Origin of the sequence: Pseudomonas sp. URMO17WK12:I7 (assembly GCF_003269045.1) — a bacterium.
GTDB classification, from domain to species: domain Bacteria; phylum Pseudomonadota; class Gammaproteobacteria; order Pseudomonadales; family Pseudomonadaceae; genus Aquipseudomonas; species Aquipseudomonas putida_J.
This window is the reverse complement of the sequence record NZ_QLTL01000013.1, coordinates 209,138-231,306: the sequence shown is the minus strand read 5'-3', so window position 1 is coordinate 231,306 and position 22,169 is coordinate 209,138. Positions and strand designations below refer to the sequence as shown.

General features: G+C 62.5%; 13 protein-coding genes. 8 read left to right on the top strand and 5 right to left on the bottom strand.

All coding sequences use genetic code 11. The features are described 5' to 3' along the window. Positions 1–959: alpha/beta fold hydrolase (locus tag H040_RS19540; protein WP_112312884.1), on the bottom strand; the 959-nt coding region annotated here is incomplete at its 3' end. A 194-nt stretch (positions 960–1,153) separates the two neighbouring features. On the opposite strand from H040_RS19540, the gene H040_RS19535 reads away from it, so the two are divergent. Then, the gene (locus H040_RS19535; protein WP_027917850.1) at positions 1,154–6,196 is read left to right on the top strand and encodes a dermonecrotic toxin domain-containing protein; all 5,043 of its coding nucleotides are present in this window, start codon (positions 1,154–1,156) and stop codon (positions 6,194–6,196) included. A gap of 129 nt (positions 6,197–6,325) precedes the next feature. Next, positions 6,326–7,243 (top strand): transcriptional regulator MetR, encoded by a 918-nt coding sequence (gene metR, locus H040_RS19530; RefSeq protein ID WP_027917851.1) that lies wholly within the window; start codon positions 6,326–6,328, stop codon positions 7,241–7,243. Here metR and H040_RS19525 read toward each other — a convergent pair. Then, entirely contained in the window at positions 7,227–7,640 is a 414-nt protein-coding gene (locus H040_RS19525; RefSeq protein ID WP_027917852.1) for an NUDIX hydrolase, read from the bottom strand. The two genes, metR and H040_RS19525, sit on opposite strands and share 17 nt — an antisense overlap. A 91-nt stretch (positions 7,641–7,731) precedes the next feature. On the opposite strand from H040_RS19525, the gene H040_RS19520 reads away from it, so the two are divergent. The 3 genes from H040_RS19520 to H040_RS19510 all read left to right on the top strand — a co-directional run bounded on the left by H040_RS19520 (position 7,732) and on the right by H040_RS19510 (position 14,847). Next, positions 7,732–12,018 (top strand): DEAD/DEAH box helicase, encoded by a 4,287-nt coding sequence (locus H040_RS19520; RefSeq protein WP_027917853.1) that lies wholly within the window; start codon positions 7,732–7,734, stop codon positions 12,016–12,018. A 370-nt stretch (positions 12,019–12,388) separates the two neighbouring features. Then, positions 12,389–13,999, top strand: coding sequence for an FMN-binding glutamate synthase family protein (locus H040_RS19515; protein WP_027917854.1), 1,611 nt, complete (start codon positions 12,389–12,391; stop codon positions 13,997–13,999). A 341-nt stretch (positions 14,000–14,340) separates the two neighbouring features. Further along, positions 14,341–14,847: a YkgB family protein gene (locus H040_RS19510; RefSeq protein WP_050437191.1), complete on the top strand. Its 507-nt coding sequence runs from the start codon at positions 14,341–14,343 to the stop codon at positions 14,845–14,847. 45 nt (positions 14,848–14,892) lie between these two features. On the opposite strand, the gene H040_RS19505 is transcribed toward H040_RS19510, so the two are convergent. Beyond that, the gene (locus H040_RS19505) at positions 14,893–16,311 is read right to left on the bottom strand and encodes an amino acid permease (RefSeq protein WP_027917855.1); all 1,419 of its coding nucleotides are present in this window, start codon (positions 16,309–16,311) and stop codon (positions 14,893–14,895) included. 390 nt (positions 16,312–16,701) lie between these two features. Here H040_RS19505 and H040_RS19500 point away from each other — a divergent pair, with 390 nt between their 5' ends. The 3 genes from H040_RS19500 (at position 16,702) to H040_RS19490 (ending at position 21,222) form a co-directional block, all read left to right on the top strand. Beyond that, positions 16,702–19,839, top strand: a complete 3,138-nt coding sequence (locus H040_RS19500) for a transglycosylase domain-containing protein (RefSeq protein ID WP_027917856.1) — start codon at positions 16,702–16,704, stop codon at positions 19,837–19,839. Between the two features lie 86 nt (positions 19,840–19,925). After that, entirely contained in the window at positions 19,926–20,471 is a 546-nt protein-coding gene (locus H040_RS19495) for a PadR family transcriptional regulator (RefSeq protein ID WP_027917857.1), read from the top strand. Next, entirely contained in the window at positions 20,464–21,222 is a 759-nt protein-coding gene (locus H040_RS19490) for a siderophore-interacting protein (protein WP_027917858.1), read from the top strand. The genes H040_RS19495 and H040_RS19490 overlap by 8 nt, the downstream gene beginning before the upstream one ends. A gap of 52 nt (positions 21,223–21,274) precedes the next feature. Here the strand turns inward: H040_RS19490 and H040_RS19485 are convergent, their stop codons facing one another. Beyond that, entirely contained in the window at positions 21,275–21,910 is a 636-nt protein-coding gene (locus tag H040_RS19485) for a Pr6Pr family membrane protein (protein ID WP_027917859.1), read from the bottom strand. 1 nt (position 21,911) lies between these two features. Then, a complete protein-coding gene (locus H040_RS19480) occupies positions 21,912–22,133 on the bottom strand; it encodes a VF530 family DNA-binding protein (RefSeq protein WP_027917860.1) in 222 nt (73 codons plus the stop codon). Positions 22,134–22,169 lie beyond the last annotated feature (36 nt).

Genomic DNA, 22,169 nt, shown 5'->3' with positions numbered 1-22,169 from the left:
GATTGCAGGTAAGGCAGTACCGCCGCCAGCAAGGGCACCTTGAACGGCTCCTGGAAGCGGTGCGCCAACCCTGGGATCAAGCGCAACTGGCTCCCCTGGATATGCGCCGCCAAGTGCACGCCGTGCATCACCGGCAATAGCGGATCAGCCGTGCCATGCACCACCAGCGTCGGCACCCGCAACCCATTCAGCAACTGCACCCTGCTCGGCTCAGCCAGGATCGCCATGATCTGACGCTTCGCGCCATCAGGGTTGAACGCCCGGTCGTACGCCACCGCCGCCTGCTGCAGGAGCACGGCCCGGTCATCGTGTACCTGCGGGCTGCCCAACGCCGCCAGCAGGTCAGCCTGCTGCTCGATGGCCACCTCGCGGTTTGGTGCACTGCGCCGCGCCAGCAACTGCACCAGCGCCGGGTCCGGCGCCGGCAGCCCTGCCGCGCCCGAGCTGGACATCACAAGTGTCAGGCTGCGAACCCGCTCAGGGGCCATGGCCGCCAGGTGCTGGGCGATCATCCCGCCCATGCTCACGCCCAGCACATGGAATTGGCGAATGCCTAGCGCATCCATCAGTTTCAGGCCATCGTTCGCCATGTCGGTCAGGGTATACGGCGCGGCGACAGGCAGGCCCAGCTTGTAGCGCAACAGCTCGACGGTGAGGTTGGCCGACGGCGGCAGCTGGTTCCAGCGTGACAGGCCGACATCGCGATTGTCATAGCGGATGACCCTGAAGCCCTGGCGGCACAACGCCTCGACGACGTCGTCCGGCCAGTGGATGAGCTGCCCGCCCAGGCCCATGACCAGCAGCAAGGCTGGGTCACGAGGCGTGCCGACGCTCTGATAGACCAGGCTCAGTTCACCGATTTCGGCACGTTGTACCGGCACATGGGGGTCGCAGCGCGTATCGGCGAAGCTTGCCGAAGCGCCGAACACAAGAAAGAAAAACAGCAGAAAAGCCCGCATGAAAGAAACACCAGAATGCAGATCCCCAGTAGAACGCGAGTCTGATGAATTTAGTTCGGGCGCGCTGCCACAGTTCAGTGACAGTTTGATGAATGCAGCCGAGCGGTCAGTGTACTAGTTATCTACCCCACGCGGATTCAGGTTGATTTCTTTAATAGCGATGCCGCTAACCGCATTGCATCCTGGAAAATCCAATGACCGCTACTCTGCCCACCGTGATCCTCACACCGCTCATTCCCGCACGTCACCTACCACTTACCCGCTCGACGCTTGAAGCCATGAACCGCTGCAAACACGCGCGAGAAACGTTCCATGAACTGCTCAGAGCTGCGCCAAGACGTGGCGTCACACACCAGCTGTGGACTGCCTATTGGCAAGGACGTGCCCCAGGCACCGGGTCAAGTCGCCAGCACCATGCCCGGGCCCAGTACGTGCAACATTTTGAAGCGGCAGCGCGTCTGTCACTGGCCGCCAACGAACTGACCGAAACACAGTTCCGCCCTGTCACAGCCGTGCTTGAAGACCCCGAATGGAAGAAGATCGATGGCAAGCAGGCGCTGATCGAATCACTCGCCGGCAGCCTTGGTGCCTTGGTCTTCAGCATCGAAGGCGAACAAGCCCAGGTGCTTTATCTGCCTGGGCGTGCAGCAGCCTTCAGCAGCCATGCCACGCGTATTGACCTTGAGCGTCATCTACCACCGACCACGGAAGCATTCCGCTATCGCCCGCTGGACGATGTGGCGGATGGCCTTGGTGTTCTACTCGATGACCTGCTCGAAGCTACGCTTAAGGAGCCTGAAGAAACGCTGGATTACCCGCAGGTATTCTTCACCGACACGACCTACCCGTTGCCGGAAACCAGAGATGCTCAAGCGCCGTCGTCACTGTTCGACATGGGCAGCCTGAGTCATGATATTTCGAACCTCGCAGGCTCTCGTCAGATCGACGCCCAGATGAAGTTGATAGAAGGCTTGAGCGATACCGACGCCAAGCAGCTGGAGCAGCTTGAAACTGACCTGCAAGTACAAGGCGAACACGCCAGGCAAGCAATCGATGCACTGTTGCAGTCACCCCACTGGCACTCAGGTGCCGCCTCGCCTCCAATCAGCCCCACGTTGATTGACGCCCATCGCCAAAGCCTGCGGACTCATGCACAGGTTCAGCGGCTGTTGGGGCAGATTACTGCGGCGCAGTTGAACGCTATTGAGCGCATGCTGGACCAAGGCGAGAACTTTTCCGAAGCAGACAGCGATGTTGTCGCCGCCTATCCACTGCTAAAACAGAAAATCCATGTCGAATTCGCTGACGACGCAGGTGAACAATCACTGCGCCAAGTCCTGCTGATCACCGACCCTGCGACCTTGGCCGCTAGCGCCGACGGCCCGCTGCTGCTGTACTGGCCTGGTAGGCACGGCGGGCTGTTGCTCTGCGAAAACCGCCTGGCGCTTGCAACCTGTCTCGGTGCGACTGCTGAGCACCAGTCTGTCGAGCTAAGGCAAATCAAAGGTAATGTCCTTGCACAGGTGCTCAACGCCATGCTGACAGGCGTGCGCGCAGAAAAGCAGCAGATACAGAATGATCAAGGCCTGGATACTCTGGCCACCCAATTGCCACGCCTCAAGGAAGTGCTCGAACAACGTCTGCAGATTCCTCGCCATGCTGCGCGTGAAGTGGCAATGAAACTTGTACAACAGCAGGATCAAGTGGTGAGCCTGGCCGCCGCAAGCTCGACCCGGTTGAGCAGACTGCCACTCGCTACTTGTCAGGCACTTAGCCGTATCGTCCCTGAATACATCGATGCAGTAAGGCAATCTGAAGCGCTGTTGCGTAAAGACCTGGCGGACTGCCATGCATTCTGCCGCCCCCTCATCAGGCAACGCCTGAAACAAGACTTCCCCGGGTATGACAACAGTTATATCGGCCTGAATGTGCCCCGCAGCGTCGACCTGGTGACGGACATCGTTACCGGGGGAACCCCAGGGACAGTGCCCCGGAAAGTCTACCGGCCCAGCAATGAACGAGAAACACTGAGCCTTGAAACGCTGCTGCTGGAAAACATCGACGAAACCATGGGCAGGCGGCTGAATCACTTGGAACTGCAACTGGCGACGAACGACACCTCACTGGCCGACATCATGACGGCTGGCATCACTCGACCTTACCTGGAGATGCTGGCCCAGGAGCTCGACCTTGCAAAGGCATACGAAGAACAGATCCTCAACGCTTATCAAGGCTTGGCGGACAGCCCCTTCGTTGCCGAATTCCGCCGCGACTGCCTGACTGCACCTTACGCATTGATGCTACGGATGCAGGGCCTGTTGCTTCATGGACAAGGCACGCTGAACGCGCAAGGCCTCGCGATCCTGGAGGTCGCGATAGCCGCAAGTTCCAGCACTGCCTATCAGGCTCAAGGGCACGACATTCAGCTACTTCCCGCGACTCTGACCGCAGGCGGACCGGATACCGAAGATCGCCCGGTTACCCTTTCAGGCATCACGTTCATCGAAGACCGTACTTCTGGAATCACACTGTTGTATCTGCCCGAACATCCGACCACCGCTCTCGCTCAATACCAAAGCCTGGAGGCAGCCAGGCTGAGCCTCTATGATCGAAGCAAACAGGAGGGTGAGATCAACTACCTCGCCGGCCGAGCATTGCTCGGCGACCCACTCGCGCATAGCAGCCGTATACGCCAAGCTCATGTACACGGGTTCTCGGGCATAATTGGCATTGGCAGCGCCTGGCCTGCGACCACCTCCCTTCCCGAGCATCTGCTAAAAGCGCAGATGGGTCGAGTGATCAGGGCTCACCGGGCCACGACACGCTCCAATGACGACGTGTGGCTGGAAAACTTCACCCATCAGAGCAGCATGATCTTTAGCTACCTGAAGATCGTGCTGGGCCTGGTACCCTTTCTTGGTACGGCGATCGGGGTCTATGACCTTTTCGAATCCGCAGCCAGAGCGGTCAACGCCTTTACCCAGAACAAGATTATCGAAGGGCTCGAAGCCCTCAACGATGTCTTGCTGGCGGTCATCGACGCGGCGATGGATCTCGCGACTGGCGTGGGTGTCAATCTGCTCACCGTGCGTCAGCTGACGCGCCAGCGCCAGCTGCGTGCTCTTAGCAGGGCCACGCCGCAAAGCCTGCAAGTGGCTGCTCACCCTCATCAACGCGCCAGGCGTTTTGCCGGGTATGAATATCCTCAGGCAATCACTCTGGACGGTATCTCCCCTGGCACGCACGGGCGTTACCGAGGTGTTTACCGGCACGTCGAGGGCGACTTTGTGCTGATCGAACACCAGCCATATCAGGTCGAGTGGGATTCAACTGCTCATACCTGGCGCCTGAAGGGCTCTACAACCAAGACATGGAAGCGCGCCATAGCATTATCGCAGGATGGCCAATGGGACACTCACTTCAATCTCTATGGCGTTCACCTGCTGGGTGGCGGCGCAGGGGGTGGACAAATCATCGGGCGGCTGGCCGATCAACTTGAGCCTTACTGGCCAGCTGCAATTCGCGACCAACTGCCACGCTTCCTGGTCGATCAGCGCTATCGTCAGCAGCAGCGGCTGTCCTCGAAGGCCATTGCAGATGAATCAGACTTGATCCGTTCGATAAACCGCAGTAACGCACTGGCGCAACGTTCAGCCCCTTCTTCTCAACTGGAAGCAAGTTTCCTTGACGACATCAGGCTGGCCAAGCAGAGCCATCAGTCCTGGGATGAACTTTTGAAGTTCAGTGCACGCAGAGATCAAATAACGCCGAAAAGGCAAAAAGCCCGTTCGGCCAAACTGATCTGCGAGCGCTTGCTCAACGTGATAGAACTGCGGGCAGTACGCGGAAGCGGCCGCCTAATAGAAATGGCGCAGGTGCGTGCAGCGACGTTGTCGATAGAGGACTTGGCCGACCAATTGCCTCTGTTGAAGCAATGGCGACACAAAGCCATTGCGCACCTTCAGGAGCGGGATCAGTTGTTCAAGCAAATGGATGAGCTCGACACCTGGATCCAAAGGGCCGAAGGCGACCCGCGGCTGCAGGCATCCTATGAGAGGTACCAGCAGCACCTGAACAAAGACTTCAAGGCATTCTACGACACCCTTCACCTGATACCGGCAGCCCTGCGCCATGACAATGCAACGGTGTTGGCCGAATACCTTCTAGAGCGACTGGGCGAGTTCGAAGAAAGCATTCACCGCATCCGTAATACGGTGACCGACCTGCGGGAGGTGCCGGTCAATGCCCAGCAAAGGCGGGCCATCTACGAGCAGGCACGTACCGCCCATGAGCAGTACAAGCGACGCCTGCAAAGCACCCATGCAAGTTTGCCGGCTCTTTTCGACGAAACCTATCTCAAGCGGCTTTACGACAATCTGGATGCGCTGATCTCGATATCGGACACGAAACTCAGGCGCTTGCCGCGGGATCGGATCGCTGGTGGGAGCTCGCGCAGTCCAAGATTGTTTCTCGACACAGAAGGCCATTGGCATGTCGGGGATTATCAGCCCGCAACTGCGACCCGGCCTGCGCAAATTGTCGTTCACAGGGATGACGGCACTGTGCTCGACCGCTTCTCGGCAGACGGTGAGCGCTGGCGCCAGATACCCGCTAACCGACGCGCACGGCCCCATGAACTGCAAGACCTCAAGCAAGTGGCCAACCAATCTTTGTCCAATCTACCCGCCTACCGCCAGCAGGTTCAGCGTTACCAGAGCCAAGGCATGTTGCCCGTGGACGTTGAACACATGATGACCATCAAGGCCGAGGACCTTGAGCGTTACGCCAACCGATTGCAGCAGTTACAACCTGCCGCTCCCGAGCCGGCACGCCTGCGCGCCGAGGCCCTCACGCTGCGCAACGAGGGCAGGACAATGCGCATCGAACAGGTCAAGCAAAGTGCTCAACCCAATGAGGCACAGCTGAGTTACCTGATAGAACAACAGCAGGTCGAATTACGCCGTGCTGGCAATCGGCAGAGGCTCAAGGAACGTGACTATCTGCAAGAGTACGAGGTGCTGGATGCCCGTGCCAACGGCACCCCCGTGTTGTGGTACATCCACTTTCACTACCGGGGCCTGGACACCCCCTTCGAGCAATTCAGCGCAGCGCACCTCAAACGTGCCGAAGACCGTTATCGCGGCCAGCAATGGCAACAGGGTCAGCCTGAGCATGATGCGGTCTGGCGTGGACCAATATCGCGCCAGATCGCCATCACGCACTTAGCCCGCCTTTAGCATCACACCTGGGCGCGGATTTCTCCGCCCAGGTGCCGCCGCACGAAAACCCTCATCGACAGCCATTCCAACTTGAGCCAAACTCAACGACAAATCCGCCATCTTCAATATTCCTCATGGGAAGTCGTTGTGCTCGAAATCCGTCACCTGAAAACCCTTCATGCCTTGCGCGAAGCTGACAGCCTGGTAGAGGCCGCCGAGCGCCTGCACCTGACCCAGTCGGCGCTGTCACACCAGTTCAAAGAGCTCGAAGAGCGCCTGGGCCTGCCACTGTTCGTGCGCAAGACAAAGCCAATTCGCTTCACCAGCGCCGGGCTGCGCCTGCTGCAGCTGGCCGATGCCACCCTACCGCTGCTGCGCGGCGCCGAACGCGACATTGCCCGGCTGGCTGGCGGCACCGCCGGGCGTCTGCATATGGCCATCGAATGCCACAGCTGCTTCCAATGGCTGATGCCAACCATCGACCAGTTCCGCGATGCCTGGCCGGAAGTGGAGCTGGACCTGGCTTCGGGCTTCGCTTTCGCCCCCTTGCCGGCGCTGGCCCGTGGCGACCTCGACCTGGTGGTGACCTCCGACCCGCTGGACCTGGCCGGTATCACCTATGTGCCGCTGTTCACCTACGAAGCCATGCTCGCCGTGGCCAACCAGCATCCGCTGGCCGGCAAGCCGTACATTGTGCCCCAGGACCTGCTCGACCAGACCCTGATCACCTACCCGGTGGAGCGGGACCGCCTGGACATCTTCACCCGTTTCCTGGAGCCGGCCGACATCGAGCCGGCCGCCGTGCGCACGTCAGAGCTGACCGTGATGATGATGCAGCTGGTCGCCAGCGGCCGCGGCGTCTGCGGCATGCCGCACTGGGCACTGCACGAGTACAGCGCGCGCGGCTATGTGAAAGGCAAGCGACTGGGCGAAAAAGGCCTGTTCGCCACGCTGTATGCCGCCGTGCGAACCGACATGCTCGATGCGCCTTACATGCGTGACTTCCTGCTGACGGCCAAGGACACCTCGTTCGCCACCCTCGACGGCGTCAGCGCGGTACGCTGACGGCCTGGCGGTACAAAGGCAAGATCAGGTCGCGGGTCAGCGGCGCCAGCTCCAGCGTTACAGCCTGATCGGCGGCCAGCCACCGCACTTCTTCGATTTCCGCCGCCGGGGCTACGGCCTCGGCGCTGTCGACGCGGAACAGTTCGGCCTGCACCTGGAAGCCCGGCTCGTTAGCGGCCGGCGCGCTGAACTGGCCCAGGTGCACCGCCCGCTCCGGGTCAATCTGCAACCCCAGCTCTTCGTGCAGTTCACGCACCAGCGCCTGAACCGGCGACTCACCCGCATCGATCTTGCCACCCGGTTGCATGAAAGCCTGGGTGCCGCGCTTGCGCACCAGCAGAGTGCGGCCTTGCGGGTCGATCAGCAGGGCTGCGGCGATGCGGATGATGTTGGGCATGGGTGTGCTCGCTGGAAAATGGCACAGTCTACAGAAGATCAACGACGAACGGCCCCTTGCCAACCCGCCGTTCACCCGCCATAACCAACACATGAACCTGCCAGCCCACCAGCACCCGGTGCTCGAGCTGTTCCACCCGGCCGTCGGCACCTGGTTTTCCCGCCACTTTGCAACGGTCACCGACGCCCAGGCCCGTGCCTGGCCGCTGATCCATGCAGGGCAGTCGCTACTGCTCGCCGCGCCGACCGGTTCGGGGAAGACCTTGAGCGCCTTTCTCGCCGTGCTCGACGAACTGTTCCGCGAGGGCCTGGAGCATGACGGAGAACTGCCTGCACACACCCAGGTGGTCTATGTGTCGCCGCTCAAGGCGCTGTCCAATGACATCCGTCTGAACTTGCAGGCCCCGCTTGAAGGCATCAGCAAAGCCGTTGAAGACCAAGGCCTGAAAGCACCGCGTATCACCACTGCCGTGCGCACTGGCGATACCCCGCAGAAAGAGCGTGCGGCAATGCGCAAGCGGGCACCGCATATTCTGGTGACCACCCCCGAATCGCTGTACGTGCTGATGGGCTCGGCTTCCGGCCGCGAGGGCTTGGCCAGCGTGCACACGGTTATCGTCGACGAGATCCACGCCCTGGCCGGCAATAAGCGTGGCGCTCATCTGGCGCTGACCCTTGAGCGCTTGCAGGCCTTGTGCGGGCGGCCGCTGCGACGCATCGGCCTGTCCGCCACCCAACGTCCGGTGGAGCGCGTGGCGCAGTTCCTGGTCGGCCAGCAGCGCCCGTGCGCGATCATCGATGTTGGCCATGCGCGCCAGCGCGACCTCGCCATCGAAGTGCCCCCGGTGCCACTCGGCGCGGTCATGGCCACGGATGTCTGGGGGCTGGTCTACGACCGCCTCGCCGCCTTGGCCCGGGAGCATCGCACCACGCTGGTGTTCGTCAACACTCGACGCCTGGCCGAACGCATTACCCGCCATCTCAGTGACCGTCTGGGCAAGGAGGCAGTGGCCGCGCACCATGGCAGCCTGGCCAAGGAACTGCGCCTGGATGCCGAACAGCGCTTGAAAAGCGGCCAGTTGCAGGTGCTGGTGGCCACTGCTTCGCTGGAACTGGGCATCGACATCGGCGATGTCGAGCTCGTCTGCCAGATCGAATCGCCCGGCTCGATCGCCGCCTTCCTGCAACGTGTCGGGCGCTCCGGGCACCAGGTCGATGGCATCCCCAAGGGGCGACTGTTCGCGACTTCGCGAGACGACCTGATCGAATGCGTCGCCTTGCTCGACTGCATCCGCCTTGGTGAACTCGACGAACTGCACATCGCCAAGGCCCCCCTGGATGTACTGGCCCAGCAGATCGTTGCCGAAGCCAGCAACCAGGCCTGGCAAGAGCAGGCATTGTTCGACTGCCTGCGCCAGGCCACGCCTTATGCCGCCCTCGACCCTGAGCATTACCAGGCATTGCTGCGCATGCTCGCCGAAGGCTACAACGGCCGCCAGGGCGTGCGCAGCGCCTACCTGCATCGCGATGCGGTCAGCGGCACGTTGCGGGGGCGCCGGGGCAGCCAGCTGACCGCGCTGACCAGCGGCGGCACCATCCCCGAAACCGCCGATTATGCCGTGCTGCTCGAACCGCAGGCGCTCAACATCGGCAGCGTCAACGAAGACTTCGCCGTGGAGAGTATCGCTGGCGATATCTTCCAGCTGGGCAACGCGTCTTACCGCATTCTGCGGGTCGAGGCCGGCCGGGTGCGGGTCGAAGACGCTCAGGGCCTGCCGCCGACCATTCCGTTCTGGCTTGGCGAAGCACCAGGGCGCAGCGATGAACTGTCCGCGGCTGTCGCGCGCCTGCAGGCGCGCATCGACGAAAAGCTTGGGTTGAATGAGGGGAACCCTTCAGCAGTGCTGCCGTGGCTGCAGGACACGTTTGAATTGAGCGAAGCCAGCGCCAGCCAGTTACTCGATTACCTGGGCCGCACCCGCGAAGTGTTGGGCGCCCTGCCCTCACAGCAGACGTTGGTGATGGAGCGCTTCTTCGACGAGTCCGGCGGTACCCAGCTGATCATCCATTCGCCCTATGGCAGCCGCATCAACCGCGCCTGGGGCCTGGCACTGCGCAAGCGCTTCTGCCGCACTTTCAATTTCGAGTTGCAGGCTGCGGCCAGCGAAGATGCCATCGTGCTGTCACTGTCGACCAGCCACAGTTTCGAGCTGGATGAGGTCTGGCGCTACCTCAACAGCCGCAACGCCGAACAGATCCTCATCCAGGCCCTGCTCGATGCGCCGCTGTTCGGCGTGCGCTGGCGGTGGAACGCAGGCGTGGCCATGGCCCTGCCGCGTTTCATCGGCGGGCGCAAGGTGGCACCGCAAATCCAGCGCATGAAGAGCGAGGACCTGATTGCCGCCGTATTCCCTGACCAGATCGCCTGCCTGGAGAACATCGTCGGCGAACGGCAGGTCCCCGATCACCCGCTGGTCGAGCAAACGCTCGATGACTGCCTGCACGAGGCCATGGACAGCGAAGGTTGGCTGGCCCTGCTACGGCGTATGGAAAGCGGCCAGGTGCGCCTGTTGTGCTGCGATCTGCCAGCGCCTTCACCACTGGCCTCGGCCATCCTCAACGCCAGGCCATACGCGTTCCTCGATGACGCCCCCCTGGAAGAGCGGCGTACCCAGGCAGTGCTCAACCGGCGCTGGAACGAAGTACACAGCGGCGATGACATGGGCGCTCTGGATGCCGATGCGATTGCCGCCGTACAGGCCGAAGCATGGCCGCAGCCGGGCAATGCCGATGAAATGCACGAGGCGCTGATGAGCCTGGGTGCCGTCAGCCATGATGAAGTCCAGGCCAACGCCAGCTGGGACCTGCTGCTGCGCCAGCTGGCAAAAGCTGGGCGTGCTCTGCGTTTTATAGATGAGAAACTCTGGCTGGCGCGCGAGCGCCTGAACCTGCTGCAAATGCTGTATCCCGCAGCGCGCCTGGAGCCGGCGTTGGGAGTACTGCCCGGCTTCGACCAACCCATCGACCCTGACAGCGCACTGAGTGAACTACTGCGCGCCCGCCTGAGCGGCCATGGCCCGTTGAGCGTGGCACAGATCGCCGCGCCACTGGGCAAACCTGCAGTGCAGGTCGAACAGGCGCTGGCCCGCCTGGAAGCCGAAGGTTATGTGTTGCGCGGCCACTTCAGCCCAGGGGCAGCAGACCTGCAATGGTGTGAACGTCACCTGCTGGCACGCATCCATCGCTACACGGTAAAACGCCTGCGCCGGGAAATCGAACCGGTCAGCCTGCAGGATTTCATGCGTTTTCTGTTCGACTGGCAGCACCTGGCCCCAGATGAGCGCCTGCGTGGCCCAGAGGCGGTAGCGCAAGTGCTGGGCCAATTGCAGGGTTTTCCCAGTGCCGCCGGCGCCTGGGAAGCGGAACTGCTGCCCGCACGCATCAAGGACTACAGCCCGCACTGGCTGGATGATGCCTGCCGCAGCGGGCAATTTGCCTGGAGCCGGCTGGCAGCAACGGTAGCAAGCAATACCTTGTCGAGCACCCCCCTGGTGCTGTTGCCACGCGAGCACATGGGCCAGTGGCGCAGCCTCGCCCCCGAGCCAGCCCGGGAAGCCCTAGGCGGGCGAGCGCAACGCGTGCTTGAGGCACTGCAAACGCAGGGTGCATTGTTCTTCGACGAACTGACCGTCGAAGCACACTTGTTGCCTAGCGAGTTGGAGACGGCATTGCAGGAACTGGTCGGCGCCGGGCTGGTGGGCGCCGACAGTTTCGCCGGCCTGCGCAGCCTGATCACCCCGGCGGCGAAGCGCACACCGCGCAATAGCCGCCGCGGTCACCCGCCGCTGTCCAGCAGCATGGCCCATGCCGGGCGCTGGGCGTTGCTGCGCAGGGGCAGCGCCAGCGTCGACCAGGGCCAGCGCACCGAGCACATCGCCCGCGCCCTGCTACGGCGCTATGGGGTGATCTGCTGGCGGCTGCTGGAACGGGAAAGCGATGTATTGCCGCCCTGGCGTGAACTGCTGCGCTGCTATCACCGACTGGAGGCCCGCGGCGAGATTCGTGGCGGGCGTTTCATTGCCGGGTTGGCAGGGGAGCAGTTCGCCTTGCCGGAGGCGGTCGGCTTGCTGAGGCAAGTGCGGCGGCGAGCCTTGGACCAGGTGCTGGTCGTGGTGAGCGCAAGCGACCCGCTGAACTTGATCGGGTCGCTGCTGCCCGGGGCAAAAGTGCCTGCCGTTGGTGGCAACCGGCTGCTGTACCGCGATGGCGTGCCCGTGGCGGTGCGCGTGGCTGGGCGATATAGCTATCTGGTGGAGGGTTCGGCGCGGGAGCAAGCGAGCTGGAAGGAGAGACTGCTGCGTTCGCCGACAGGCTTTTAGCGCCTGTGAAATCGAGCGCCGCCCGCGCGGCGCATCGCGGATGAATCCGCGCCTACAGTTTGTTGCAACGTGGCCATGCCTGTGAGGCCATGGTTGTCAGCCGGTTTGCAAGACTCAAGACATGCGCCAAGGCAGGTGAGCATGGCGTTACAGGTTCGGCGCGTTGCAACAAACTGTAGGCGCGGATTCATCCGCGATGCGCCGCGCGGGCGGCGCTTGATCTCCCGCGCACCGGAATCTTATCGGCGAACACTCCCAGGCGAGAATGATTTTCGCTACCCCGATTTTGATTTGCACTGCCACACAACTTGGCTATGGTCGGGGTTTGCCCCAGGCCCTGAGCCTGACCGCGCCATCGCAAGGATCCTGTATGAGCCTGTCACTTCTCAGCCGCTATGCCTTCTTCGCCGCCTGTGTACTGTTCACCCTGGCGAGCCTGCCGTACCTCCACCACGAATGGCTGTGGCCATTCACCCTGACCACCGGCGTGCTCAGCCTGATCGGGCTGTTCGACCTGCTGCAGCAACGCCATGCAGTGCGCCGCAACTACCCGATCCTCGGCAACATCCGCTACCTGGTCGAGGGCATTCGCCCGGAAATCCGCCAATACCTGCTGGAAGCCGACAGTGATGCCCTGCCCTTCTCCCGCGCCCAACGCTCGTTGGTGTATGCCCGGGCCAAGAACGAAGCCTCGGACAAGCCCTTCGGCACCCTGATTGACGTCTATGAGTCAGGGTTCGAGTTCATCGGCCACTCCATGCGCCCGGCGCCACTGACCGACCCTGCAAGCTTCCGGGTCATCGTCGGCGGCCCGCAGTGCAGCCAGCCGTACTCGGCGTCGATCTTCAACATCTCGGCCATGAGCTTCGGCTCGCTCAGCGCCAACGCCATTCGCGCTTTGAACAAAGGCGCCAAGCTGGGTAACTTCCACCACGACACCGGCGAAGGCAGCATCAGCCCCTACCACCGAGAAAACGGCGGCGATCTGGTCTGGGAACTGGGCAGCGGCTACTTCGGCTGCCGCACCGCCGATGGCCGTTTCGACCCCGAACGCTTCGCCGCCCAGGCCCGCACCCCACAGGTGCGAATGATCGAGATCAAGATGAGCCAGGGTGCCAAGCCCGGCCACGGCGGCATCCTGCCCAAGCACAAGGTGACCCAGGAGATCGCCGAAACCCGCGGCGTGATGATGGGCGAAGACTGCATCTCGCCATCGCGCCACAGCGCCTTCTCCACGCCGATCGAGATGATGCATTTCATTGCCCAGTTGCGTGAGCTGTCCGGCGGCAAACCGGTGGGCTTCAAGTTCTGCCTGGGCCACCCGTGGGAATTCATGGGTATCGCCAAGGCCATGCTGGAAACCGGCATCCTGCCGGACTTCATCGTCGTCGACGGCAAGGAGGGCGGCACCGGTGCCGCGCCAGTGGAGTTCACCGACCACATCGGCGTGCCGCTGCGCGAAGGGCTGCTGTTCGTGCACAACACCCTGGTCGGCCTGAACCTGCGCGACAAGATCAAGCTCGGTGCCAGCGGCAAGATCGTCAGCGCCTTCGACATCGCCAGCGTACTGGCCATCGGCGCCGACTGGGCCAACTCGGCGCGCGGCTTCATGTTCGCCATCGGCTGCATCCAGTCGCAGAGCTGCCACACCAACAAGTGCCCGACCGGCGTGGCCACGCAAGACCCGCTACGCCAGCGCGCCCTGGTGGTGCCGGACAAGGCTCAGCGGGTGCTGAACTTCCACCACAACACCTTGCGTGCGCTGGCCGAAATGCTGGCGGCGGCAGGCCTGGAGCATCCGGCGCAACTAGAGGCCAAGCACTTGGTACGGCGCGTGTCGGCCACCGAGATCAAGCTGTTCTCGCAGATGCATGTGTTCCTCAAGCCGGGCGAGTTACTCACTGGCGAGGTGAACGGTCAGTTCTATTCGCGCATGTGGCAGATGGCCCGGGCCGACAGCTTCGAGCCGCAGGCCGCCTGAACGGCTCAGTTGCTGCCAGCCCACATAATCGGGCATTGCGAACAGCAGTGCCCAACAATCACCTTTGCTGATCGCCGGGGGAACGCCACCAGGTTGCTGGGAGCCTGCTAATTGCCCGCCACCTGCAGCGCAGCAACTATGACCACGTGAACGGTGGTTTGAAGATGCCCACGATCAGACCTTTGAGAAATGCCAGCATTCTGCACCGCATGCGTGTTCGAGCCTTTTGACGGTGATGGCGGCAGGTTGGGAATGCTCCCACAAGTTCGATTGGTAGCGTCGCATGGCGAAGCATCAACGCTGCTGCCAATACTGGGCACATTCTCAAAGGAGCCCATATCATGCCTGCGACGCATCAGCCCATTACCCGCTCATACGCGCCAACGCCCTGCCAATTACAGGTCATCGGCAGTAACACCGCGATGCTCGGTGTTGCCCTGCCCATGTTGATGATCGGAATGCTGAAGTTCACCGAGATCGAGGTGAAGGCGCTGGTGCCGCTGATCGGCAATACCCCCTGGCTGGCTTGGCTGCATGCCGTGTTCGGCGAGGCCGGTGCTTCCTACTTCCTGGGCGTGTTCGAAATCCTCGCCGCCCTGCTCATCCTCGCTTCGCGCTGGTCCGCCAGAGCCGCCATTGCGGGCGGCGCCATGTGCACCCTGACGTTCATCACGACGCTGTCGACTGTCTTCACGGTGCCCGTCTGGGAAGCTGGCTCGGGCGGCTTCCCTTGGCTCAATGACTTCGGCAGTTTCCTGATCAAGGACATTGCCTTGCTGGGCATCAGCCTGACAATCCTCGCCCAGGGCATGAACCGGCTCTCGCCAACAAATGCGACCCAGCCATGACCCCATGGAATGAAAAGCCCCGGCTGATACCCGGGGCTATCCGTGTCAGGCGACGCTGTTCAGCGTGGCGGGCTCCTGCCGCGGCGCCAGGCGCAACGCGTAATACAGCACCGTCAGCAACACCAGGAATGCCGGGCCGATGTACAGCGCCACACGGGTATCCTCGAAGTACGCCATCAGGCCCACCACCAGCACCAGGAAGGCCAGGGCCAGGTAGGAGCTCAGTGGCCACAGCCACATGCGGTATTTCAGCGCCTTCTGTTCGACGCTCGACAAGCCGGCGCGGAACTTGATCTGTGCCAGCAGGATCATCACCCAGGTCCAGATTGCACCGAAGGTGGCAATCGAGGTTACCCAGACGAACACCTTCTCCGGCACCAGGTAGTTGGCCAGCACGCCCAGCAGCAGCGCCCCGATCGACAGCAGCAGTGCATTGCGCGGCACGCCGTTTTTTGAGGTGCGGGCAAAGGCGGCCGGTGCCTGGCCATTCTGCGCCAGGCTGTAGAGCATGCGCCCGGTGCTGAAGATGCCGCCGTTGCACGACGACAGCGCAGCGGTAATCACCACGAAGTTGATGATGCCTGCGGCCGTCTTGATGCCCAGACGCTCGAAGGTCATGACGAACGGGCTGCCCTGGCTGCCAATGCCGTCCCACGGGTAGATCGACAGGATCACGAACAACGCGCCGACGTAGAACAGCAGAATGCGCCAGAACACCGAGCCGATGGCCTGGGGGATGGTTTTCTGTGGGTTGCGTGCTTCACCGGCGGTGAGGCCGATCATTTCCACGCCCAGGTAAGCGAACATCACCATCTGCAGCGACATCAGCACGCCAGTCACGCCATTGGGCATGAAACCGCCGTTGCTCCAGAGGTTGGAGATACCCAGGGCGATGCCATCATTGCCGAAGCCGAACGCGATCACGCCGATGCCACCGATCACCATGGCGATGATGGTGACGATCTTGATCAGGGCGAACCAGAATTCGAATTCGCCAAACGCCTTCACGGTTGCCAGGTTGACCGCGCCCATGCTGCCCAGTGCCGCCAGGGCCCAGATCCAGCGGGGTACGTCGGGGAACCAGATGCCCATGTAGATGGCCACGGCGGTAATTTCCGCGACGCAGGTCACCAGCCACAGGAACCAGTAGTTCCAGCCAGTGAGGAAGCCCGCCAGCGGGCCAAGGTAATCCTGGGCATAGCGGCTGAACGAGCCGGCGACCGGGTTGTGCACGGCCATCTCGCCGAGGGCACGCATGATCACCAGAATCGCCAGGCCACCAATGATGTAGGACAGCATGATCGCGGGGCCGGCCATTTCGATGGCTTTGGCCGAACCGAGGAAAAGACCGACGCCGATACAGGCGCCCAGCGCCATCAGACGGATGTGCCGTTCGCCCAGCTCGCGCTTGAGCGGGCCGCCCTCGACGGGCTCGGCAGGGGCAGGATGGTTGCCGACTGGCATAGCAATACAACCTCATTTTGTTATTGGATTTGACCTTCGTGCAGCGCCGACCATGCCGATAGGCGTGGCGTTGGCTTGCCAGGCTGGCCTTGTGGGCCGGCCCGTGTGCCGGTCCAGAGCGGTCGGCAGGGCGAAGGGCCGAGCAGTATAGGAAGTCCGTTACAGGGGTTTTCGCTGTATAAACAGGGAAATTCAGCGAGTTTTTCGGCCTGCTGCTGCGTCACCCCGACTCCAATGTCACCCTAACAACATCAATGCAGGAATAAACCCACACCAAAGCCGCATAGCCCTACGCCACTTTTCTCGACTTCCTACAATTTTTTCACCTGCTCCCGTCAACGTCTAAGCTTCAGACAAGCAAGACGAAAACACCTGGCCGGATAGAAGACTATGGGCGCACTGTGGCAATCGGAACCAACCAGAACGGAAGCACCTGAAGCACCGCCGGCCAAGACGCCACAACCGCAGCCCCCCCGTCAGCGCAGGCTCTGGTGGCGGCTGATTTTCCTGATCCTGCTGGTCGCACTGGTTGCCATCGGTTTCGCCGCCTACGACGAGTTCCGCACTTCCAACCTGCAGTCGCGTGAATTCAGCAAGCTGGCCACTACCCTTACCTATTCGCTGCAGCCAGGGCCGAGCGATGCGATCGTCTATCCGGGCGACGGGCCGTTCGACAAGCGCCTGGGCTACAGCGGGCTGGGCGAGTTCCTGCCGCGCCTGCTGAAACGCGACTACCTGATCAGCGAACAGGTGCAGTTCTCCCCGGCCTTGATGAGCTATGTCGAGCACGGGCTGTTCGCCCCCTACATCGAGAAGATCCAGGCCGGCCTGTCGATCACCGACTGCCGCGGCGACACGCTGTACCAGTACAACTACCCGCAGCACCTGTACCCAGATTTCGCCTCCATCCCGCCGGTGATGGTCAACAGCCTGTTGTTCATCGAAAACCGCGACCTGCTCGATAGCAAGGACGTGAAAAACAACCCGGCCGTCGACTGGCCGCGCTTTGCCAAGGCCGCCTACAGCCAGGTCGCCAAGTACCTGGCCCTGCCCGGCCAGTCTGCCGGTGGCAGCACCCTTGCCACCCAGCTGGAGAAATACCGCCACTCACCAGATGGCCTGACCGTCAATGGTGCCGAGAAGATCCGCCAGATGATCTCGGCCAGCGTGCGTGCCTACCAGGGCGGCCCTGACACCAGCGAAGCGCGCCACCGCATCGTGCGTGATTACCTCAACAGCGTGCCGCTGTCGGCAGTGCCCGGGCATGGCGAAGTGCATGGCATGGCCGAAGGCTTGCGGGTGTGGTACGGCGCCGATTTCGACCAGGTCAACCAGGCGCTGACCTCGACTGCCACTGACCCTGAGGGCATGGCCGCGCGCGGCCTGGCGCTGCGCCAGGTGCTGTCGCTGATGATCGCCCAGCGTCGCCCTTCGCATTACCTGTCCAAAGGCCGCGTCGAACTGGCCGAGCTCACCGATTCGCACATTCGCGTGCTGGCAGCCAGCAAGATCATCGACCAACCGCTGGCCGATGCGGCGCTGGCCAGCAAGGCGGTGTACCGCGACTGGGTGGCACAACCGACCATCGTGCCGATCATCACCAACAAGGGCATCAGCCTGGCACGCAACCGCCTCGCAGCCATGCTCAACCGCCCGCTGTACGACCTTGACCGCCTTGACGTGTCAGCCACCAGCACCCTGCAGGCCGACCTGCAGTTGCAGGTCAGCCAGTACCTGAAAAACCTTGCCGACCCAGAATTTGCTGCGCAGATGGGCCTGATCGGCGAACGCCTGCTCACCTCCAAGACCACCGATCAGGTGAGCTACAGCTTCACCTTGTTCGAGCGCACCGCCGATGGCTCGCGGGTACGGGTACAGACCGACAGCACCAACCAGCCCTTCGACATCAACGAAGGCAGCAAGCTGGAACTGGGCTCGACCGCCAAGCTGCGGGTACTGACGACTTATCTGGAGATCATCGCCGAACTGCACGACAAGTACGCCGGCAAACCCGCTGCCGAGCTGAAGAAAGTCGAAGTCGCCGAACTCGACCGCATCACCCAGTGGTCGCTGGAGTGGCTGGCGCAGAACAGCAAGAACCAGAGCCTGGACGCCATGCTTGATGCAGCGCTGGAACGCAAGTACTCGGCCAACACCGGCGAAGCCTTCTTCACCGGCGGCGGCATGCACGTGTTCAACAACTTCCGCAAGGAAGACAACAACCGCAACCCGACCCTCAAGGATGCCCTGCGCGAATCGATCAACCTGCCATTCATCCGCCTGATGCGTGACCTGGTGCGTTACGTCACCTACCAGCAGCCGTTCAACCGCGTGCCGCTGCTCAAGGACGACTCCGACCCGCGCCGCCAGGAATACCTGGCGCGCTTCGCCGACAAGGAAGGCACCAGCTACCTGATGCGCTTCTGGAAGAAATACCAGCGCAAGACCTCCCAACAGCGCCTGGACACCTTCCTCGACAGCATGCGCGCCACCCCGCAGCGCCTGGCTGCAGTGCACCGCTACTTGTTCCCGGAAGCCGGCCAGGAAACCTTCAACGCCTTCGTCCGCGCCCACAGCAAGGACGACAAGATCGCCCTGGGCAAACTCACCGACGGCAAGCTGGCGGAGATGTACGAAGCCTACGGCCCCGGCAAGTACGACCTGCCTGACCAGGGCTACATCGCCAAGGTCCACCCGCTGGACCTGTGGCTGCTGGGCTACCTGTTGAAGCACCCGAGCTCCACGCTCACGGAAATGGTCAACGCCAGCCATTTCGAGCGCCAGGAAGTCTACAGCTGGCTGTTCAAGAGCCGGCACCAGGGTGCGCGTGATAGCCGCATCCGCACCATGGTCGAGATCGAGGCGTTCCTCGATATCCACCAACGCTGGAAACGCGTCGGTTACCCGTTCGACCACCTGGTGCCCTCGCTGGCCACTGCCATCGGCAGCTCCGGCGACCGCCCGGCCGCCCTTTCGGAACTGGTCGGCATCATCCAGAACGATGGCGTGCGCCTGCCCACGCTGCGCATCGACACCCTTCACTTCGCCGCCAACACGCCCTACGAGACCAAGCTGGTCAGCGACCCGGACCGTGGTGTGCGGATTCTGCCAGTGGAAGTGGCGCGGGCGCTGAAAGGCGCCATGTCGCAGGTGGTCGATGCCGGTACCGCGCGGCGCATCTCCGGCAGCTTCAAGCTCAATGACGGCACGCCACTGGTGATGGGCGGCAAGACCGGTACCGGTGACAACCGTATCGAAAGCTTCGGCGCTGGCGGCCGCCTGATCGGTTCGCGCTCCCTGAACCGCACCGCCACTTTCGTGTTCTTCCTCGGCGACAACCACTTCGGCACCCTGACGGCCTTCGTCCCCGGGCGCTCGGCGGAAGCGTTCAAGTTCACCTCGGCGCTGCCGGTGCAGGTGCTCAAGGGCATGGCGCCGATCCTGATGCCGTACTTGCAGCCGGGCAACCCGAACGAGTGCAAGCCGCCGCAGATCGCCATGCATGGCAGCGACTCATCTAAAACGTAGATGATAATCATCGGCATTTAGCGGCTTGTGTTTAGATATATCTTGAGTAATATCTTGCGATATATCGAAACACAAGGAGCCTCTTCATGCGTGACCACTGCGCACATGATCCTCTCGAGCGTCGCCCCGCACGTGGTGAGCGTGGCCCGCGGGTTTTCGCCCCCGGCGACCTAAAGCTGCTGATGCTGTCGATGCTGGCCGAGCAACCAGGCCACGGCTACGACCTGATCCGCCAGATCGAGAACCTGTTCGACGGCAGCTATACACCAAGCCCCGGCGTCATCTACCCCACCCTCAACTTCCTCGAAGAAGCCGAGCTGATCAGCGGCCAGGTGCGCGGCAGCAAACGCCTGTACACCATCACCGCGGCCGGCCATGACGCCCTGGCCGACCAGGCCGTCGCCCTTGACGGTGTGCGCATGCGCATCGAGGTCAGCAAGCGCGCCCTGCGTGGCCACGACCGCCCGCCAGAAATCCACGAAGCCGTCGGCAACCTGCGCCATGCCCTGCACATGCACAGTGGCCGCTGGACGCCGGAAGAAATCGAACGGGTGCGCAACCTGCTCAACGACACTGCCAAGGCCATTGCCTCCGGGCCGGCCGATCCAGTCAGGGAGAATCCCCATGAGTAACACCATTCACCGCGTCAACCACGAAATCCGCCAACGTCGCCTGCAGGTGCTACGTGTCACCGACCTGACCCCGCGCATGCGCCGTATCACCCTCGGCGGCGACGAGCTGCAGGGCTTCACCAGCCTGGGCAGTGACGACCACATCAAGCTGCTGTTCGCCGAGAATGCCGAGCAGCAGCAGGCCATCGATGCCCGTAACCTGGGGCGTGACGGCGGTGCCCGGCCGACCATGCGCGAGTACACGCCGCGGCGTATTGACCTGGTGGCCAACGAGCTGGACATCGACTTCGTGCTGCACGGCGACGGCCCCGCGTCGACCTGGGCGGCACAGGCTGCGCCAGGGCAGGTCCTGAACATTGCCGGGCCACGGGCGTCGATGGTGGTGCCGGATATGTTCGACAGTTACCTGCTGGTGGGTGACGAGACGGCGATCCCGGCAATTGGCCGGCGCCTCGAAGAACTGCCAGCAGGGCGTCAGGTGTTGGCGGTGATCCAGATCGAGGATGAACATGAGCGCCAGCCGCTGCCGAGCGCGGCGCAGGTGGAGGTCATCTGGATCAAGCGGGATGAGGACATGCTGGCGCTGCTGAAGGGGCTGAATCTGCCCGAAGGCAGGCTGTACAGCTGGGTCGCGCTGGAGAAGTCGCTGACCCGGCAGGCCAAGGCACTGCTGCTGGAGAAAGGCGTGGCGGAAGATGCCCTGAAGGCCGCCGCATACTGGCGAGCCGACGGGACCGCAGACGACGAGTGATTGGTTATTCCTGCCCTCTTCGCGGGCTTGCCCGCGAAGAGGCCGGTGCAGGCTACACAAAGTGCTGCGCTGCTCGCCACCGATCCAGCCCCAGCAATACCAGGCCAATCCCCCAGAATCCCGCCAGCACCCCCAACGCATTCAGCATCACCTGCCCATACCCCAGGCTCGCCACATCGATGAACGGGTAGGCATACGCCCCGATCTCACTCCCCCGCCACAGCGCATAGGCGAAATACACCGCCGGATACAATGCCCACACTGCCAGGTGCCGGAGCCGCAGGCTGCCCTTGGGCACCTCGAACCACCAGTACAAAACGAACAGCAGTGGCATCACATCGTGCAACAGCTCATCCGCCAGCCATTGCCAGCCTTCGGGCTGCCACAGGTGGCGCAGCAGCACACTGTAAGCCAGCGCCACCAGCACGATGCTGGCCGCCACGGCAGAACTCACCGATGGCGACAGAAAGAAGCGCCTGGCAGCTGACTCCCGGCCAAAGGCTGCGTAACTGACTACCGTCGCCACCAGGGTATTGGTCAGCACCGTGAAGTAACCGAACACATTGATCAGCCCGCCGATCAGGCTGGCCTGCTCCTGCCAGCGCGCCAGCAGCACCAGGTAGACCTGCACGGTGAGGCCGAACCAGCCAAGCAACGCCATCGACGTCAGCCAGGGGCGCCGTGGCATGTCAGGCCTTGCGCTGCAGCTTCACGTACAACTGCTCGACCTTCTCCCGCGCCCAGGGCGTCTTGCGCAAAAAGGTCAGGCTCGACTTGATGCTCGGGTTGCTCTTGAAGCAGCGCACATCAACGCGTTCGGCCAGGCCCTGCCATTGGTAGTGCGCCACCAGCTCGGTGAGGATCTGTTCGAGGGTCTTGCCGTGCAGCGCGTTGTGTTGGGCCGTGCTCATGCCAGTGCTCCGTAGGAAAGATGCGCACCTTACACG

Coding starts and splice junctions, on each gene's coding strand:
- H040_RS19480 (WP_027917860.1), bottom strand. CDS start 22,133: ATGAGCACGGCCCAACACAACGCGCTGCACGGCAAGACCCTCGAACAG.
- H040_RS19485 (WP_027917859.1), bottom strand. CDS start 21,910: ATGCCACGGCGCCCCTGGCTGACGTCGATGGCGTTGCTTGGCTGGTTC.
- H040_RS19505 (WP_027917855.1), bottom strand. CDS start 16,311: ATGCCAGTCGGCAACCATCCTGCCCCTGCCGAGCCCGTCGAGGGCGGC.
- H040_RS19535 (WP_027917850.1), top strand. CDS start 1,154: ATGACCGCTACTCTGCCCACCGTGATCCTCACACCGCTCATTCCCGCA.
- H040_RS19525 (WP_027917852.1), bottom strand. CDS start 7,640: ATGCCCAACATCATCCGCATCGCCGCAGCCCTGCTGATCGACCCGCAA.
- H040_RS19490 (WP_027917858.1), top strand. CDS start 20,464: ATGAGTAACACCATTCACCGCGTCAACCACGAAATCCGCCAACGTCGC.
- H040_RS19510 (WP_050437191.1), top strand. CDS start 14,341: ATGCCTGCGACGCATCAGCCCATTACCCGCTCATACGCGCCAACGCCC.
- H040_RS19515 (WP_027917854.1), top strand. CDS start 12,389: ATGAGCCTGTCACTTCTCAGCCGCTATGCCTTCTTCGCCGCCTGTGTA.
- H040_RS19520 (WP_027917853.1), top strand. CDS start 7,732: ATGAACCTGCCAGCCCACCAGCACCCGGTGCTCGAGCTGTTCCACCCG.
- H040_RS19500 (WP_027917856.1), top strand. CDS start 16,702: ATGGGCGCACTGTGGCAATCGGAACCAACCAGAACGGAAGCACCTGAA.
- H040_RS19495 (WP_027917857.1), top strand. CDS start 19,926: ATGCGTGACCACTGCGCACATGATCCTCTCGAGCGTCGCCCCGCACGT.